The 18,621-nt window shown below is 50.8% G+C and carries 18 protein-coding genes; 17 read left to right on the forward strand and 1 reads right to left on the reverse strand.

The window, feature by feature from the left end:
• Window positions 1–67: 67 nt before the first annotated feature.
• The 8 genes from pgeF to MKX98_RS09865 all read left to right on the forward strand — a co-directional run bounded on the left by pgeF (window position 68) and on the right by MKX98_RS09865 (window position 7,889).
• Window positions 68–925, forward strand: a complete 858-nt coding sequence (pgeF, locus tag MKX98_RS09830) for a peptidoglycan editing factor PgeF (protein ID WP_339222810.1) — start codon at window positions 68–70, stop codon at window positions 923–925.
• An 8-nt stretch (window positions 926–933) separates the two neighbouring features.
• A complete protein-coding gene (locus MKX98_RS09835; protein WP_339222812.1) occupies window positions 934–1,623 on the forward strand; it encodes a YggS family pyridoxal phosphate-dependent enzyme in 690 nt (229 codons plus the stop codon).
• 2 nt (window positions 1,624–1,625) lie between these two features.
• Complete coding sequence (locus tag MKX98_RS09840; protein WP_009589651.1) at window positions 1,626–2,072, forward strand: cell division protein SepF; 447 nt, start codon at window positions 1,626–1,628, stop codon at window positions 2,070–2,072.
• 8 nt (window positions 2,073–2,080) lie between these two features.
• Entirely contained in the window at window positions 2,081–2,350 is a 270-nt protein-coding gene (locus tag MKX98_RS09845) for a YggT family protein (RefSeq protein ID WP_194541674.1), read from the forward strand.
• A gap of 14 nt (window positions 2,351–2,364) precedes the next feature.
• A complete protein-coding gene (locus MKX98_RS09850) occupies window positions 2,365–3,147 on the forward strand; it encodes a YlmH/Sll1252 family protein (protein ID WP_194541675.1) in 783 nt (260 codons plus the stop codon).
• A gap of 172 nt (window positions 3,148–3,319) precedes the next feature.
• Entirely contained in the window at window positions 3,320–3,814 is a 495-nt protein-coding gene (locus MKX98_RS09855; protein ID WP_071222998.1) for a DivIVA domain-containing protein, read from the forward strand.
• 401 nt (window positions 3,815–4,215) lie between these two features.
• Window positions 4,216–7,305 (forward strand): isoleucine--tRNA ligase, encoded by a 3,090-nt coding sequence (gene ileS, locus MKX98_RS09860; RefSeq protein WP_339222817.1) that lies wholly within the window; start codon window positions 4,216–4,218, stop codon window positions 7,303–7,305.
• Window positions 7,306–7,541: 236 nt separating this feature from the next.
• Window positions 7,542–7,889, forward strand: a complete 348-nt coding sequence (locus tag MKX98_RS09865) for a DUF5665 domain-containing protein (protein ID WP_071223000.1) — start codon at window positions 7,542–7,544, stop codon at window positions 7,887–7,889.
• A 73-nt stretch (window positions 7,890–7,962) separates the two neighbouring features.
• Here MKX98_RS09865 and MKX98_RS09870 read toward each other — a convergent pair whose 3' ends face one another.
• The gene (locus MKX98_RS09870) at window positions 7,963–8,709 is read right to left on the reverse strand and encodes a TraR/DksA C4-type zinc finger protein (protein ID WP_220686031.1); all 747 of its coding nucleotides are present in this window, start codon (window positions 8,707–8,709) and stop codon (window positions 7,963–7,965) included.
• A 209-nt stretch (window positions 8,710–8,918) separates the two neighbouring features.
• Between MKX98_RS09870 and lspA the strand changes: the two genes are divergently transcribed.
• The 9 genes from lspA to carA all read left to right on the forward strand — a co-directional run bounded on the left by lspA (window position 8,919) and on the right by carA (window position 18,621).
• The gene (lspA, locus tag MKX98_RS09875) at window positions 8,919–9,419 is read left to right on the forward strand and encodes a signal peptidase II (RefSeq protein ID WP_194541678.1); all 501 of its coding nucleotides are present in this window, start codon (window positions 8,919–8,921) and stop codon (window positions 9,417–9,419) included.
• A gap of 14 nt (window positions 9,420–9,433) precedes the next feature.
• On the forward strand, window positions 9,434–10,390 hold the full coding sequence (locus MKX98_RS09880) for an RluA family pseudouridine synthase (protein WP_233355171.1): 957 nt from the start codon (window positions 9,434–9,436) through the stop codon (window positions 10,388–10,390).
• 154 nt (window positions 10,391–10,544) lie between these two features.
• Window positions 10,545–10,700 carry a hypothetical protein gene (locus MKX98_RS09885; protein ID WP_201259437.1) on the forward strand — a complete coding sequence of 52 codons (156 nt, stop codon included), beginning with the start codon at window positions 10,545–10,547 and terminating at the stop codon, window positions 10,698–10,700.
• 142 nt (window positions 10,701–10,842) lie between these two features.
• On the forward strand, window positions 10,843–12,807 hold the full coding sequence (locus tag MKX98_RS09890; protein ID WP_339222821.1) for an ABC-F family ATP-binding cassette domain-containing protein: 1,965 nt from the start codon (window positions 10,843–10,845) through the stop codon (window positions 12,805–12,807).
• Window positions 12,808–12,960: 153 nt separating this feature from the next.
• The gene (locus tag MKX98_RS09895) at window positions 12,961–14,214 is read left to right on the forward strand and encodes an LL-diaminopimelate aminotransferase (RefSeq protein ID WP_220686028.1); all 1,254 of its coding nucleotides are present in this window, start codon (window positions 12,961–12,963) and stop codon (window positions 14,212–14,214) included.
• 316 nt (window positions 14,215–14,530) lie between these two features.
• Entirely contained in the window at window positions 14,531–15,091 is a 561-nt protein-coding gene (gene pyrR, locus MKX98_RS09900) for a bifunctional pyr operon transcriptional regulator/uracil phosphoribosyltransferase PyrR (protein ID WP_113057195.1), read from the forward strand.
• A 2-nt stretch (window positions 15,092–15,093) separates the two neighbouring features.
• On the forward strand, window positions 15,094–16,002 hold the full coding sequence (locus tag MKX98_RS09905; protein WP_339222823.1) for an aspartate carbamoyltransferase catalytic subunit: 909 nt from the start codon (window positions 15,094–15,096) through the stop codon (window positions 16,000–16,002).
• Between the two features lie 120 nt (window positions 16,003–16,122).
• Complete coding sequence (locus tag MKX98_RS09910; RefSeq protein WP_339222825.1) at window positions 16,123–17,424, forward strand: dihydroorotase; 1,302 nt, start codon at window positions 16,123–16,125, stop codon at window positions 17,422–17,424.
• A gap of 60 nt (window positions 17,425–17,484) precedes the next feature.
• Window positions 17,485–18,621 carry a glutamine-hydrolyzing carbamoyl-phosphate synthase small subunit gene (carA, locus tag MKX98_RS09915; RefSeq protein WP_339222826.1) on the forward strand — a complete coding sequence of 379 codons (1,137 nt, stop codon included), beginning with the start codon at window positions 17,485–17,487 and terminating at the stop codon, window positions 18,619–18,621.

Genomic DNA, 18,621 nt, shown 5'->3' on the forward strand with positions numbered 1-18,621 from the left:
AGAGGATCCGGTTAATGTGTCTCCGGCGTGGGTTTTCTGTTACACTGGTCATAGAGGTGGGATACGCATGGAACCGTTTGTTAGACAAGATCAGCAGACACCGAGTCTGTTTGTGCTTGAAAAATGGAGTGGGGGATCAGGAAGCGCCGCAATCACGGCCGGCTTCACAGGCCGGCATGGCGGCGTAAGCCGAGCCCCCTATGATAGTTTGAATTTGGCCTTTCATGTCGGAGACGAGCCGGGTGACATTGTAGAGAACCGGAAACGAACCGCTGCGGCATTGGGTTTTTCTCTGGAAGACTGGACTTGCGGTGAACAGGTCCATGATGTTCAGATTGGCGTGGTTCATGATAAGGACAGGGGCAGAGGAAGTTTGGACCGAGCCTCGGCTTTTCAAAATACGGATGGACTTGTAACCGATGTTCCCGGCGTTTTATTGACGTCCTTCTACGCGGACTGCGTGCCGCTTTATTTTTGGGATCCGGTTACGGGTGCTGTCGGTTTGGCACACGCTGGCTGGAAGGGGACCGTGGGAAGCATCGCTGAGAAAATGGTCGACAGGATGGTTGTGGAATACGGAAGCTTGCCTCAGCACATTCACGCTGCGATTGGTCCATCCATAAGCGAGTGCTGTTACGAGGTGGATGATCGGGTCATGGATCGTGTCCGCGATATCGGAATCGAGGGAAACACATCCGAGAAAGTTACAAATTCAGCTTTTTATATCGACAAGGGACACGGGAAATACATGCTGAACTTGAAAGAAATAAACAGACACATTATGATTAAAGCAGGAATATTGGCGGAACATATCGAATGTACATCATGGTGTACAAGCTGCAATCATGATCTGTTCTTCTCTTATCGTAAAGATGGGGGGACAACGGGTCGTATGGCAAGTTGGATCGGGATGAGAAAGAGGTGAGTCGTCCCTTGAGTTTGAAGGAACGTATCGATCGAGTGGAACAGCGAATCACGGAGGCTTGCGCAAGAAGCGGCAGGAATCGGAATGATGTAAATATCATTGCGGTTACTAAATATGTCTCCTTGGATATGACAGCTTCGGTACTGGATCAGGGACTGCAGCATATCGGCGAGAACCGCTGGCAGGATGCCCAGGCGAAATGGAACGCTCTTGGAAGCCGCGGCACATGGCATTTCATCGGCCATCTTCAGACCAATAAGGTTCGGGATGTCATTGATAAATTTCAATATATTCATTCGCTTGACCGCTTGTCTCTGGCCCATGAGCTGGAGAAGAGGGCTGCTGCGCTGGATCTGCAGGTATCCGCCTTTATGCAGGTCAATATCTCGGGCGAGGAATCCAAGTATGGTTTGCCTCCTGAGAAAGCAGCCGAGTTTTTGAAGGAAATCAACAGTCTTTCACACGTAAAGGTGACCGGACTCATGACCATGGCTCCATACGAATCGTCAGCGGAGCAGACGCGTCCTGTATTTCGTGGTTTAAGACAACTAAGAGATGAGCTGAACAAGCAGGCGCTTACGGCGGAGCCATTGACCGAATTGTCCATGGGCATGTCCAATGACTTTGAAGTAGCCATAGAGGAAGGGGCGACCTGGGTGCGTCTCGGCTCGATTTTAGTAGGGAAAGAGGAGGATTGACGATGGGCGTGATGAACCGGTTTATGAATTTCTTGGGACTGCAAGAGGAAGAAGAAGTTGTGGAACGCGAGGTACTGGCCTCGCAGGAAGAGCCGGTGGAGGCAACGCCGTTTGATCATCGGAAGAACCAAAAAAGCGGCAATATCGTAAGCATTCATTCACAGAAGAACGTGAAGGTTGTATTAGTGGAGCCTCGTTCATATGATGAAGCACAGGAGATTGCAGATCATCTGCGGTCATTCCGAACGGTTGTGGTCAACCTGCAGCGTGTGAGGAATGATCAGGCGCTGCGTATTATCGATTTTCTCAGCGGAACCGTGTATGCGCTTAGCGGCGGAATCTCGAAGGTGGGCGGGAACATCTTCCTATGCACGCCGGATACCGTGGAGATCCAAGGTTCGATCTCGGAGATTCTAGCAGACGAGCATGAATATAACAGAATGAGGTGATTTAGGCTTTGACCTACGAAATTTACAGTATCGTTGGAACGCTGTTCCAAATTTATTTTTACATGATCTTGGTCTACGTCTTAATGTCATGGCTTCCTAATGTACGAGAAAGCTTTATCGGCGAGCTGCTTGGCAAGCTTGTAGAGCCCTATCTTGCACCATTTCGCCGGTTTATTCCGCCGATCATGGGCATGATCGATATTTCCCCCATTGTCGCATTGTTCGTGCTGCAGCTGGCACAGCGTGGTGTGTACGCAATTCTCGGATATTTCCTATAGCAGGTGAATGAGCGATGAAACTGGACATCTATGATCATTTTCACAAGGATGAACGGGAGTTTGTGGACCGGGCTTGGGAGTGGGTTGTCAATGCCGGACAATATCATGAAGCGAAACTGACGGATTTTCTGGATCCTCGTCAGCGATTCATTCTGGAATCGCTCGTGAATCGTCATCCGGATGTGCATGCCATGTTTGATGGTGGACATGCTGATGCAGAACGCGTTCGGGCGTGGATCGCTCCGGATTACCGAGCGCTTGAGGGCGAGGATTTCAAGATGAAGGTGCTCAGCATTTCTTCCGGAGATCAGAAGTTTCTGGAGCTGGAGCATGGCGACTACATGGGTTCGATTCTGGGTCTTGGCATTAAGAGATCGAAGATTGGTGACATCCATGTGCTCGCGGACGGCTGCCATGCGGTCGTAGCCGACGATATCAGCGCGTTTCTCCATCTGAATCTCAGCCAGGTCCACCGGGTGCATGTGATGACGGAACTGCTGCCAATGGACAAGCTTGAAGTTGCCCGCACGAATTTCGAAACGATGGATATTACGGTATCTTCCATGAGACTGGACGGAATCGCCAGCGATGCATATCGAATCAGCCGTACGAAAATCGTGGTGCCGATCAAGGCTGGCCGATGCCGCGTGAACTGGAAAGTGGAAGAGGACCCCTCAACGAATTTAAAAGAAGGCGATGTCGTTTCCATCCAAGGCTTTGGACGGTTTAAAGTTTTGGAGACAGGAAGCCTGACGAAAAAAGGGCGGTACCGTATCAAGGTTGGGAAATATGCCTGACCTTTGAAGGAATTGCCGTTTTTTTGTCGAATGAGTACAAAGTGTCATTCAAAATAACAATGGATTTACCGATAAATCGTAAATGACCGCTATTGTCTTCACGGACGGGTGGTTTGGCTAACACAGCGGATGAACCGTCCTGTAAGGCCCATATATTTAGGAGGTGCACACCATGCCATTGACGCCGCTTGATATACATAACAAGGAATTTGCTCGTCGAATTCGGGGTTATGATGAGGACGAGGTCAACGAGTTTTTGGATCAGATTATTAAGGATTATGAAAGTGTGATCCGGGAGAACAAAGAGTTGGGCAACCAGCTTATTGCGATGCAAGAAAGACTGGATCATTTTTCGAATATTGAGGAAACCTTGTCTAAGACCATCATTGTCGCTCAGGAGGCGGCGGATGAGCTGAAGAACAACGCGAAGAAGGAAGCCCAGCTGATCATTAAGGAATCCGAGAAGAATGCGGATCGGATCATTAATGATGCGCTCGGTAAATCCCGCAAAATCGCGCTTGAGGTTGAAGAACTGAAGAAGCAGGCTTCCATCTACCGCACCCGCTTCCGCTCCCTGGTTGAGGCGCAGCTGGAGCTGTTGAAACAAGAAGGCTGGGAGACGCTCGAGAACCGGGAACCGAGTCTTGAACCAAAAGAAGTATACTAGGCGGGTATCCGGTTGACTTTTTCCGCGAAAGAGTCTATAACTAATAACATATTGTTGATTCATACAACCATTCGTTGATGGGAATAGTACGCGAAGGATCTGTCCCTCAGAGAGCCGGCAGTTGCTGAAAGCCCGGCGTTCAGACCAAGCAGAAGATCATCCCGGAGAAGTGAAGCTGAAGCGTTTAACCGCGTGTGTAAGCTGAACCGTCAGCCGAACGTTATATCGGACCTTGCCTATTACGAACAGGCATGGACATTGAGGTGTCGCTTGGGCAGACTTCCATTTGAAGTCGGCCGTGCGAAATTAGGGTGGTATCGCGAGAACAGGTTCTCGTCCCTTGGGGGATGAGGCCTTTTTTTATTTTCACAGAACATTTACGAAGTGAAAGGAAGATCTGTATGAACAGAGTAGACGTCAAGGAGAAAGCGCGGGCCAGAGAGCTGCGCATCTTGAACAAATGGAACGAGGAGAACACGTTCAAGAAATCAATCGAGCTGCGGGCCGGCAAGCCGAATTATGTATTCTACGAAGGTCCGCCGACCGCTAACGGCGCACCGCACATCGGTCACGTGCTTGGCCGCGTCATCAAGGATTTTGTGGGCCGTTATCAGACGATGAAGGGCTACCATGTCGTTCGGAAAGCGGGCTGGGATACGCACGGGCTTCCGGTTGAGCTTGGCGTAGAGAAGCAGCTTGGCATCTCCGGCAAGCAGGAGATCGAGAATTATGGCGTTGAAGCTTTTATCAAAAAATGCAAAGCCAGCGTATTTGAATATGAGCACAAGTGGCGCGAGCTGACTGAGGCGATTGCTTATTGGACCGATCTGGATCATCCGTACATCACACTTGAGAACAACTATATCGAGAGTGTATGGAACATTTTGGCGACGATTCATGATAAAGGCCTTCTGTACCGCGGTCATCGCGTGAGCCCATACTGTCCTTGCTGTCAGACCACGCTCAGCTCCCACGAGGTGGCGCAAGGTTATGAGGATGTTAAAGACCTTAGCGCAACGGCTAAATTTAAGCTGCATGACAGCGGAGAGTATGTACTGGCATGGACAACGACGCCTTGGACGCTTCCATCCCACGTGGCACTGGCTGTGAATCCGGATATGGATTACGCCCGCGTCGAGCAGGAGGACGGCATCTATATCGTGGCTAAGAATCTGGTAGAGGATGTCATGAAGGGCGACTTTACCGTTCTGTCCACGCTGAAAGGTTCCGAGCTGGTCGGCAAGACTTACGATCCTCCGTTCCCGTATGTAAAAGCGGAAAAAACGAATCTCATCGTCGGCGCTTCATTTGTTACCGATGCAAGCGGTACGGGGATTGTGCATATGGCTCCTGCGCACGGTGAAGACGACTATCGCGTATGCCGTGAGAATGGCATCAGCTTCGTGAGTGTCGTGAACGGCCAAGGCCGTTATACCGATGAAGTGACGGATTTTGCCGGACGCTTCGTGAAGGATTGCGATCTGGACATCGTGAAGGCTTTGTCTGAAAAAGGACTTCTGTACAGCAAGGAGAAATACGAGCACAGCTATCCATTCTGCTGGCGCTGTAAATCCCCGCTGCTCTATTATGCGATGGAGAGCTGGTTTATCGAAACGACAGCGGTTAAGGATCAGTTGATCGCGAACAACAATGAGGTCACCTGGTATCCGGGCCATGTGCGCGAAGGCCGCTTCGGCAAGTTCCTTGAAGATCTGGTCGATTGGAATATTAGCCGGAACCGTTATTGGGGAACACCGCTTAACGTATGGGTCTGCGATTCTTGTGAAGGGCAATTCTCGCCGCACAGCATTGCGGAGCTTCGGGCTAACGCCGTAGGCGAGGTAGCGGAGGATCTGGAGCTGCATAAGCCGTATGTGGATGAAGTGAAAGTGAAATGCCCTCACTGTGAAGGCGGCGTCATGGAACGGACCTCGGAAGTCATCGACGTATGGTTTGACAGCGGATCGATGCCGTATGCACAATACCATTATCCATTCGAGGACAAGGAGAAATTCGAACAGCAGTATCCTGCCGATATGATCTGCGAAGGGATCGACCAGACGCGTGGATGGTTCTACAGCTTGCTTGCCGTATCGACCCTCTTCACGGGTAAAGCGCCTTATAAAGCAGTTATGGCCACAGGACATATTCTTGATGAAAACGGACAGAAGATGTCCAAATCCAAGGGCAACGTCATCGATCCTTGGGAAATCATCGAAGAGTACGGCACGGATGCGTTCCGTTGGGCGCTGCTCGCTGACAGTGCACCATGGAACAGCAAACGTTTTTCGAAAGGAATCGTCGGCGAAGCCAAATCCAAGGTTGTCGATACGCTGGTGAACACCCATGCGTTCCTGACATTGTATGCCGGCATCGATGGCTATGATCCGAAGGAGCATGACTTCAAGGGATCGAACCACAAGCTGGACCGCTGGATTCTGTCCCGACTGAACAGCTTGATTCAAGTGGTTGACAAGGGACTGGCCGTGAATGATTTCCTGAATGCGGCCAAAGCAATCGAAGCTTACGTGGATGAGCTGAGCAACTGGTATATCCGCCGCTCGCGCGACCGTTTCTGGGGCAGCGGACTCGGGGAAGATAAGCTGGCCGCATACGGGACGCTTACACACGTGCTGCTGACTCTCTCCAAGCTGATGGCACCATTCACGCCGATGCTGTCCGAAGATATCTTCGTCAACTTGGGCGGCGGTGAGAGCGTGCATTTGGCCGACTTCCCGCAAGCCGACGAGGTGTTGATCGACAAGGCGCTCGAGCAGGACATGGAGACGGCTAGACAGATCGTAGAGCTTGCGCGCAATGTCCGCAACGAGACCGGGATCAAAACGCGCCAGCCGCTGTCTGAGCTCATCGTATCCATGGATCGCGAGTTTGACCTTGCGGGATATGAAGACATCATCAAGGATGAGATCAACGTCAAAGCGATTGAGGTGGAGACCAGCGACAGTGGTTTCGTTGATTTCACGCTGAAAATGAACCTAAAGATTGCAGGCAAGAAATACGGTAAAAATATCGGCTTCCTGCAAGGGTTCCTGAAAGGCATGAGCAGTGACGAGACCCGCAAGGTGGTCCAAACGGGCGGCGTGAACGTGACATCGCCGGAAGGTGAAGAATTACAGATCACATCTGAAGAGCTGCTGGTGGAGAAGAAGGCGAAGGAAGGCTTTGCATCCGCTTCAGGTTATGGATTAACCGTTGCGCTTAATACGGATATCACGCCGGAGCTCGAGCAGGAAGGCTGGGTTCGCGAAGTGGTGCGTGCCGTACAGGATACGCGGAAGAAGCTGGATCTGCCGATCGAGAAGCGGGTGAACTTGACCCTCGATACGGATGAAGAGCTTCAAGTTGCGATCGCCGCATTTGAAGATGTGCTGCGTGAGAATGTCCTAGTGAACGATTTGCAATTTGGACAAAGCGAAGACATGGAGCGGGTTGAGCTTGGCGGCAAAACCATCGGCATCCACATCGCCTAAGTTATAAATTGGTTATAAAACACTGCCCTTATCTACAGGGGCAGTGTTTTTTTGTATTCATAAAAAATATCGAATACTTAAGGGTGTTCTCACAAACGAATGAGATGCTTCCCATAGATGCATAATAATCAGCGAATTGATATGTAATGGTAAGCAGATTACGAGCATACAAGGTAATGTAGCTGCTCTGGGTCTATAATTTGAAGTCGATTAGTTTAGGCAAAGGGGCGGTAGAAATGGCGGAGAAGCCGGATGCTGGGGTGCCAACTGAACAAAAAAAATCACTTGAGGAAGAGCGGGACCAATTGAGCGCCATACACCGCATGACCACGGACATAGCACAGCAGCTGGAGAAGGCTCGGATCGCGGAGTATACCCAGCTGCTGAACCGCCCATGGAAGTTGATTTGGACCAATTTGCTGGCCGGGTCGGCCCGCGGTGTGGGAATCGCGATTGGCTTTACCTTTTTTGCGGCGACCATTATCTATGTCCTTCAGGCACTTGGTGCATTGAATTTGCCTATTATCGGCGACTACATTGCAGATATTGTCCGGATCGTTCAGCGTCAGCTTGAGCTGACGTGAGTGATCTATATGAATATGTAATGCCCGGCAGCCGCTGAGATTTCATAATACGCTGCCGGTCGTAAACGCTTATTTAACTGAAGGATTCATTATCATCATCAGGATCGCCATGGGGATCAAGCAGGTAGCTTCCTTCGCCCCGGTTTAGGTAATCGACATATTGCGGGCTTCGTACGATAAACACCTCGGAGCCATCGATATTGGTTGCAACGAAATTTTCATACACTTCAACAAATCCGCCTTGATCATCGCCATTCTCGATATCCATCTCGTTATAACTGTCAATTTCGTTGCCTTCCGCCAGCGCAGGGGAGTTGGAGTTCCCCCAGCTTTCAACAATCTGCCAGGCGTCCTCGCCATCAAACGCAGCATAATCGTGCTCATCCATACTGGATTTTCCAAAAGCGGGGGCAAGGACTTCCTCCTCAACCGGACGATCGCGGGAGACTCGTTCGCGAGGCGTGTCCTTTACACAATATTGTGTGTCCGGGAGAACCTCCAACCGTTCGTATGGAATTGGCTGGCCGCAGGTAAGACACACGCCGTAACGGCCGTGATGAATCGCTTCAAGTGAAAAAATAACCCGCTGCAGCTCCTGATCCACCCTATCCTGGAGTGCAAGATCTTTTTCTCGTTCAAACATCTCACTTGCCAAGTCCCCGGGATGGTTATCAATATGGGACAGCTCGCCGGTCATATCTCGCTCTGATTCCCCCAGCCCATGCTGGTCGTTATATACCATGCGCCGTTCAAGCTCAACCTTTCGATCCATCAGCTTTTGTTGTAAATTATTGAGTTGCTCCTGAGTTAGATGCGACATGTCAGGCTCCTTTCATGGTCCGAAGTTGACCTTCTGGTTCATGTGTATAGAGTGCACCCATTGAGATGGTTTTACTGACGGAAAATGTTCTCGTGATTGGACAGGAATGGACGATTTCTGAGCCGCTGTGCTACAATAAGACGAGTTACGGACCGATCAGCGAGGTGATCGTCTGATTGGAGAAGACAAGAACGGAGTGACATAAACAAGTGGTGTATTATTTGATTGCATTTGTTTTATTTCTTATCGATCAGGGAACCAAGTACTTGATTGCTTCGAACCTTGAGATGTATGAACAGATCCCTGTGATTGGGGACTTCTTCCTGATTACGTCCAGCCGAAACCGGGGAGCCGCGTTTGGCATACTGCAGGATCAATTATGGTTCTTCATTATTGTGACGCTAATCGTTGTGGGCGGAATTGTCTGGTATCTGCGGAAGGTATCGAAGGAAGGACGGAAGCTGCTGCCTACCGCTCTTGCGCTCGTGCTTGGCGGGGCACTCGGAAACTTCATCGATCGCTTGTTGACGGGGGAGGTTGTCGATTTCCTGCAATTTAATTTTGGCAGCTACACATTCCCGATTTTTAATATTGCCGATTCTTGTATCGTCATCGGTGTGGGATTGATCATATTGGACACGCTTCTGGAAGGAAGACGCGAGAAGATAAAGACAACAAGTGAAGTTTCTGGCACAGAAGGGAATGAATAATGTTGCAAGACGGTATGGATACAGGTTCGGAATGGACAGGTGAAACGGGGCACGAATCGGAAGCTTTCGAATGGTTGGTGGATGCCGAATCTGCCAAAACCCGTATCGATAAATACATAACGGAGAGCCTCGGTGAGGATGTCTCGCGCTCCCAGGTGCAGTTATGGATTACGGATGGACATGTTTTCGTGAATGAAGGTCCGGTTAAGTCCAATTACAAGGTGAGTCAGGGTGACCGCATCCTGCTGAAAATTCCTGAGCCATCGGCAGTAGAGATTATTCCGGAAGATATCCCGCTTGAGATCGCGTATGAAGATGCGGATGTCATTGTTGTGAATAAACCTCGAGGGATGGTGGTCCATCCGGCTCCGGGACATTCGTCAGGGACGCTTGTGAATGCGTTGATGTTTCACTGCAACGACTTATCGGGCATTAATGGGGAGCTTCGCCCCGGCATCGTCCATCGGATTGACAAGGATACGACCGGTCTGATTATGGCAGCGAAGAATGATAAAGCTCATGCTTCTCTTGCCGCCCAGCTGAAGGATCACAGCGTGAACCGCCGTTACTTGGCCTTGGTGCACGGCAACATCAGTCATGATCAAGGCACTATTGACGCTCCGATCGGCCGCGACGCGCAGGATCGTAAACTGTATACCGTCACAGACCGGAACAGCAAACATGCGGTGACTCATTTTACCGTAGTGGAACGGTTCGGGGATTACAGTCTTCTCGAGCTGAAGCTGGAGACGGGACGTACGCATCAAATCCGCGTGCATATGAAGTATATCGGCCATCCTCTCGTAGGTGATCCTGTATACGGCAAGAGCAAGGGGATTAAATTAAACGGTCAGGCGCTTCACGCCGCCATTTTGGGTTTTGTCCATCCCTCTACGGGGGAGTACATGGAGTTTTCGGCACCGATGCCGGATGATATGGAAGAACTGTTGACGATTTTAAGGGGCCGCTAGCGGTCCCTTTTTGCATTTATAGGTTTTGGGGTCCCCGCAAAGCATTTGGAATAAGCATCGAAGCATAGGCTCCACTTTGTGGGGCTATTTCTCTTGCCATCCAAACCATGGATATGTTATAGTGACGATAACTTTAATGAAGGAGGTGAGCAGGATGAATATCGAGATGGTTAACAACCGTATTAGCCAGCTGCCTATAGCTATGGCTGGCATTGTTCATGCATTTCTCTACAACGGGAGAGGTCTGTCCAATTTTAATGATACGGTTTGTACCATCGCGAGAAGTCACCTGCCTGCCTACACGGATTAAGCCTATTTAAGGCTTACTATTCTTAAGGGTCTGCGGAGCTTGCTCTGTGGGCCCTTTTTGCGTTTGCAGTCCGGTCTTCTCCTTAATTTATACGCTTTGCGAACGAGTTGAATTGTTTGCAGCAAACAGGAGGAAACCTAGAATGAATATGATCAATGTACAGAAACTGACGCAATACCACGGTGCTCATCTGGTGCTGGACCAGATCTCGTTTGAAATACAGGAAGGCGAGAAGGTCGCGCTTATCGGAAGGAACGGCAGCGGAAAGTCGACGCTGATGCGCCTGCTAGCGGGTCTGGATCAGCCCAACGAAGGGCTGCTGGCCATCAAGAAGGGGGCGAAAATCGGATATTTGGAGCAAATCCCGAGCCATATGGATACCTGGACGGTGCAGGATGTACTGGCACAGGGGTTGCGTCACTTGAAGGATTACCGAGCGGAAATGACGGAGCTTGAGGAAAAAATGAGTGACCCGGACATCGCCGGAGATTCTGAGCTGCTCGATCGAGTGCTGCGGAAATACTCAGCGCTTCAGGAACGGTTTGAAACAGAGGGCGGCTATGAGCTGGAAGCAAGCATCGATAAAATCGCTACCGGGCTGCAAATACCCAAGAGTGAGTACGGATCGGCTTTTGGTTCGTTGTCGGGTGGAGAACAGACACGTGTCGTGCTGGCATCGCAGCTGATTGTACAGCCGGATTTGCTCCTGCTCGATGAACCAACCAACCATCTGGATTTAGCACGCACGGAATGGTTGGAGGAATTCTTGCGCGAATATTCGGGAACTTGCGTCATTATCTCTCACGACCGATATTTTCTGGACCGGGTGGTGTCCAAAACGATAGAGATTGAAGATGGCGAGGTTTTCACTGCTCATGGCGGCTATACTGCGTTCATGAAAGATAAGGAAGAGCGATTGCTGCAGCAGTTCGCCGAATATCAAGAGCAGCAGAAAGTTATCAAGAAGATGAAGGAATCCATCAAGCAGCTTGAAGAATTCGGCCGGATTGGCGGCAATGAGAAGTTTTTCAAGCGCGCGGCCTCCATGAGACGGGCATTAGAGCGGATGGAGCGGGTCAAGCGCCCCGTGCTGGAACGAAGACAGGCTGAGTTTGACCTAAATCCTCAGGATCGTTCCGGCCGCCGCGTGGCATACTTTGAACAAGTTGAGGTTTCCTATGGGAATCAGGCGGTGCTGAGGGGGGCATCCGGTCTAATCGAATTCGGCGAGAAAATCGCGCTGATGGGCTCGAACGGCAGCGGGAAAACAACGCTTTTTAAAGTGCTGTTGGGCGAGCTGACACCCGATTCCGGTTCGCTTGAACGGGGTTCGCGTGTCGATGTCGGTTACTTGGCTCAGCAGGAGGAACCGGACAATCCGAAGGCAACGGTGCTCCAATATTTCCGGGAGAAGGCTGGAGTCGAAGAGGGAGAAGCCCGAGGGATATTGGCAAGGTATCTGTTCTATGGCGCGTCCGTATTCAGATCGGTGGGGCAGCTGTCCGGAGGGGAATGGACACGATTGAGACTCGCGCTGCTCATCCATCAGAAGCCGAACCTGCTGCTTCTGGATGAACCCACGAACCATCTGGATATTGCCTCCCGTGAAGCGTTGGAGGATGCATTGCAGTGTTATACGGGGACCATTCTTGCCATTTCCCATGACCGTTATTTCGTGAATCAAGTGTCTCGCAAAGTGTGGGATTTAAATCAAGGGAAGCTGACGGTCTATCATGGAAATTATGATGATTTCCGGGATAAGAAAGAACGGCTTGAAGCTGAACTACAGGCAAAGGATTTATCAGCAGGGAGAGAGGGTGTCTCGAAACAGAAGGCGGAGCCGCAGCCCCAAGCGAAGGATAGCCCTGCTCTGCTTGCCAAGAACGTAAATGCGGATCGTTCTTCCGCCGAAAGGGCCAAATGGTTGGAGGAGGAAATTGCACGTATTGAGACCCGCATTCGGCAGCTTGACGTCTGGCTTGAGAGTGAAGGCGGCGATTTACACGAGGATACGGATCTGTCGCTGCTCGAGCAGCGCTGGAACGACCGAGAGCTGTTATCCGCGAGTCGTGACGAGCTCCTTGCGGAATGGCTGGATCTGACTTAAAGTACGAATTCGAATATGAACACCATATGATTTACCAGCTCCGACCAGCCGGAAAAGTACAAATCATTTGATATATAATGCATGGCTCCAGTTATGATTTTCCTGCATATTTAGGATGAGTATGAAAGCTAGAGTAGGAGATGAATACAAATCATGAGCATGGATAAATATCAGGAAACGTACATTCAACAGAACTTTGCCATCCGGATCGGTGGTGCTAATTATGGCAAAGATACAGCCATTTATAAATTCGAGAAGATCAAAAGAGCCAAGGCAGCGGCGAAGCAGGAGCATCCTGGCACGGAGCTGATCGATATGGGGGTTGGCGAGCCGGATGAGATGGCGGATGCAGGCATCGTGGCGAAGCTGGCAGAAGAAGCAGGGAAGCGGGAAAATCGCGGCTATGCGGATAACGGAATTCCCGAGTTCAAGGAAGCAGCCGTTCGCTACTTGAAGAATGTATTTGGCGTAGAAGGCATTGATGCCGCTACAGAGGTTCTTCATTCCATCGGTTCCAAGCCTGCATTGGCGATGCTGCCATCCTGCTTCATTAATCCTGGGGACATCACCATCATGACGGTTCCCGGATATCCTGTACTCGGTACGCATACCAAGTATTTGGGCGGTGAAGTTTACAATGTGGAACTGAAAAAAGAGAACGGATTTTTGCCGGATCTCAGCTCGATCCCTGAGGACATTGCCCGTCGTGCCAAACTGCTCTACCTGAACTATCCGAACAACCCGACGGGTGCCAGCGCAACGGTCGAGTTTTTCACCGAGGTCGTTGAGTGGGCCCGCAAGTATGGTGTTGTAGTTGTCCATGACGCTCCTTATGCGGCGCTGACTTACGACGGCTTGAAGCCGCTCAGCTTTCTCTCCGTCCCCGGCGCGAAGGATGTTGGCGTGGAGCTTCATTCTCTGTCCAAATCTTACAACATGACGGGATGGCGCATTGGTTTCATCGCCGGTAATCCGCTAGTGGTTAAAGCGTTTGGCGATGTGAAGGACAACAACGATTCAGGACAATTCATCGCCATTCAAAAGGCTGCCGCATACGGTCTGGACAATCCGCAAATTACGGAGAAGATCGCTGAGAAGTATTCCCGCCGCCACAATATGCTGGTGGACGTGTTGAACGGGCTTGGTTTTACAGCCGAGAAGCCGAAGGGCTCCTTCTTCCTCTACGTTGAAGCTCCAAAAGGCGTTAAAGGCGGGCGCCGTTTTGAGTCCGGCGAGGATTTCTCCCAGTATCTGATACGCGAGAAATTGATCTCCACCGTACCTTGGGATGATGCGGGACATTTCGTGCGCTTCTCCGTTACCTTTATTGCTGACGGTGAGGAAGAAGAGAAACGCGTCATTTCCGAAATTCGCAGAAGACTTAGCGATGTTGAATTTGAATTTTAGTGATATGTTATAACTCCGCTTGGTACGCGACATCATACGACTTGAATACTGTTGACATCTCCTGTAGGGTCTGTCATAATGAATTCAATCGAATAGCACCTTTAAATCAGTCCCGTGAGGCTGGCAAGGTAACGTGAACCGAGGTTCATTAACAGAAGGCATAGCTCTGTCTGCGGATAGAAACTGCGCTTTCCACACTATCTCTATGAGATCAACTCCTTGTCCAGCCGGGCAAGGAGTTTTTTTGTGTGTAATGAACTCACGGATCGTCTGAACTACAAAGGGCTAATCAAACGTTTAGAAGGAGGACTTAAGGATGAGCAACGAACAGCATGTGATTATGGACGAGACGGCCATCCGCCGCGCCCTAACGAGAATTGCCCATGAAATATTGGAAAAGAATAAGGGGATTGAGGACTGCGTCCTGGTCGGCATTCGCACACGCGGCGTGTTCCTAGCTCAGAGAATCGCTGAGCGAATGAATGAGATTGAAGGCACGCCGATTCCATGGGGAGAGATCGATGTGACTTCCTACCGCGATGACCGAGACAGCAAAGAAGCCGCTGCAGAACGGGGAGCAGGAGCGAAGCTCAGCCTGGAACATCTGAACATTCATGACAAGAAGGTTATTTTGTTCGATGACGTGCTGTACACCGGACGGACGATTCGGGCTGCGATGGATGCCCTGATGGACTGTGGACGGCCTAGAATGATACAGCTGGCGGTTCTGGCAGACCGCGGACATCGCGAACTGCCGATCCGGCCGGATTATATCGGCAAGAACGTTCCTACCTCCAAACATGAGGAAATTACGGTTGCACTAACCGAAATCGACGGCAAGGATGAAGTGACCATTAGCCAAAGAGAGGAACGATAACCATGACGACAGCCATTTCATTGAAAGAACGTAGCCTCTTAGGTTTGAAGGATATTAGCAGAGAAGAGATTGGATCGATCCTGAGTCGGGCGTCATATTGGGAAGCACAGTCCGAGAAAGTGGTGCCGGTACTTAAATCGAAATTTGCGGTTAATATGTTCTTCGAGAACAGCACCAGAACGAGATTTTCGTTTGAAATGGCTGAGAAAAGACTCGGCGCCGAGGTGATGAACTTTGCAGCGGCAGCCTCCAGCGTTGAGAAGGGCGAGTCCATCTACGATACCGTGAGGACACTGGAATCCATGGGGATCGATGCGGGCGTCATCCGGCTGAAACCCTCCGGAGTACTGCAGGAGCTGGCCAAGCGGATCTCGATCCCGCTGGTCAATGCGGGGGACGGCAACAACGAACATCCTACCCAGGCGCTGCTGGATCTGTACACGATGAAGAAATGCTTCGGAGAGCTTAAAGGATTGACGGTATCCATTATCGGGGACATCAAGCATAGTCGGGTTGCACGATCAGACCTGTGGGCACTGCAGAAGTTCGGAGCTCATGTGCAATTCTGCGCACCTGAATCGATGCAGGCACCAGAGCTAGCCCAGTATGCACCCTATGTCTCGATGGAGAAGGCACTGAAGGCAGATGTGGTGATGATGCTGAGGGTTCAGCTGGAACGCCATAACGAAGGTGTATTCAAATCCAGCGCGGAATACCGGCAGCAGTATGGTTTGACGGAAGAACGGGCGGCCAAGCTGCCCGGGCATACGATGATTATGCACCCGGCACCGGTGAACCGGAACGTTGAAATCGACGATGCGGTCGTGGAAAGTCCCAAATCGATGATATTCAAGCAGATGGCAAACGGTGTGCCGATTCGCATGGCGGTTATGGAACGGGCGATGGGCTGATTCGAAATGCGAAATACGGTGTACAGGATGAATGAATATTAATATTTATACACAAATATGAATTTTTATTATACAATATACAAAGAAGCGAACGGTGCTTCTACTGCGGAGGGGACCAAGATGCAAATGCAAGTGATAAAGAATGCCAAAGTGATCAATGAACAAGGACAGCTCGAAGATAAACATATCGTCATTGCAGACGGATTGATTCAGTCGGTTACGAGTGATCTCGCAGCTTTGCCGGAACTTGGCGAGAACGTTCAGATCATCGATGCCGAGGGCAAACTGGTCACACCGGGATTCATCGATATGCATGTGCACTTGAGAGAGCCGGGTTATGAGCACAAGGAAACGATCGAGAGCGGCAGCCGCTCGGCAGTGAAAGGCGGATTTACAACCATCGCCTGCATGCCGAACACAAGACCGGTGACCGATTCGCCGGAAACCGTGAAGCTTGTGCTGGATAAGGCTAGCGAAGCGGGGCTGGTCAAGGTGCTGCCTTACGCTGCCATTACGAAAAACGAGCTGGGCCGAGAACTGACGGATTTTGAGGCCTTGAAGGCAGCAGGTGCGATCGGGTTTACGGATGACGGCGTTGGTGTGCAGAACGCACAGATGATGAAAGATGCCATGAACCAAGCAAAAGAGCTGGGCATGCCGGTCATTGCACATTGCGAGGATGACTCGCTGGTCAAAGGGGCTTGCGTGACTGAAGGCAAGTTCGCTCAGAAGCACGGCCTGAAAGGAATACCCAACGAGTCGGAAGCAATCCATGTCGGACGGGACATACTGCTGACAGAAGCCACCGGCGTACATTACCATGTATGCCATGTGAGCACAGAGCAGTCCGTACGCTTGATCCGCCAGGCAAAAGCGATTGGCATCTCGGTAACGGCCGAGGTATGTCCGCACCATCTGGTTCTCTCTGACGAGGATATTCCCGGCCTGGATGCCAACTGGAAGATGAACCCGCCGCTGCGCACCCCGCGTGATGTGGAGGCTTGTATAGAAGGTCTGCTGGATGGAACGCTCGATATGATCGTAACGGATCATGCGCCGCACAGCGCGGAAGAGAAAGCGAAAGGCATGGAGCTTGCACCATTCGGTATCGTGGGATTCGAAACAGCATTCCCGCTGCTGTATACCCAGTTCGTTGTCACAGGAAAATGGGATCTTAGCTTGCTGGTGAAGCGGATGACAAGCGATCCGGCAAGAGTATTCGGTCTTGAATCTGGCGTGCTGGAAGCCGGTAAAGCCGCGGACCTGACGATGATTGATCTCGAAGCCGAGAAAGAAGTGAACCCGGAAGAGTTCGCAACGAAAGGCCGCAACACGCCGTTTACTGGCTGGAAGCTGAAAGGCTGGCCCGTGATGACTTGGGTGGATGGCGAAGTGAAATGGTCTGAAAAGAGCGGGTTCTAAGTAACACTTAGGCAATTGACTAATAAAATAAATTACACATAGATGACAGGAGTGATCGGGATGCAGGCAAGATTGTTACTGGAGGACGGAACGCTGTTCAGCGGAAAATCCTTCGGCGCGGATGCTGAAATGACCGGAGAGGTTGTTTTCAATACAGGGATTACAGGATATCAAGAGGTGCTGAGCGACCCGTCTTACTGTGGACAGATCGTGACCATGACGTACCCTTTGATCGGGAACTACGGCATCACGCGGGATGACTTTGAATCCATTCGACCATTTGTCCACGGATTCGTTGTTCGTCGTCATGAGCCTGTTCCTAGCAACTGGCGTGCAGAGTACAGTGTTGACAGTTTATTAAAGGAATACGGTATCCCAGGGATCAGCGAGATTGATACGCGGATGCTGACCCGAATTATTCGTCACTACGGTACGATGAAAGGGATTCTGACCACTTCAAACAAACCGGTGGAAGAGCTCAAGGAAATGCTCGGCGATACGACGATCGCTGAACTCCGCAACCAGGTGGCAAAAACCTCTACGCCGCAAATGTTTACAAGTCCGGGCTCCAAGGAGCGGATCGTTCTGGTTGACTTCGGTGCAAAAAGCGGAATTCTGCGCGAACTGACTTCCCGCGGCTGCGATGTGATGGTGGTTCCGCATGACACGACGGCTGATGAAATCCGCAGACTTCACCCGGACGGCATTCAGTTGTCCAACGGCCCTGGGGACCCGAAAGACGTTCCGTACGCGGTCGACATGGTTAAAGAACTGCTTGGCGAATATCCGATCTTCGGCATCTGCCTTGGCCACCAATTGTTTGCGCTGGCTGCGGGCGCCGATACCGAGAAGCTGAAATTCGGCCACCGCGGCGGGAACCATCCGGTAAAAGAGCTTGCCAGCGGACGCTGCTACATCACTTCCCAAAATCATGGATATACCGTAAACGAAGAATCCATCAAAGGGACGGATCTGGAAGTTACGCATATTAACAATAACGATAAAACGATCGAAGGCTTGAAACACTCGAAATTCCCGGCCTTCTCCGTGCAATATCATCCTGAAGCTGCACCTGGTCCGCACGACAGCAGCTATCTGTTCGATCAATTCCTTGAGATGATAAGAGACCACAAACAGAATGAAATCCGGAAACCGCGCCAGGCGGTTCTGGCCGCAGCCGTGAAAGGAGCTCATTAA

This window comes from Paenibacillus sp. FSL W7-1332, from assembly GCF_037969785.1.
Taxonomy (GTDB): domain Bacteria; phylum Bacillota; class Bacilli; order Paenibacillales; family Paenibacillaceae; genus Paenibacillus_AQ.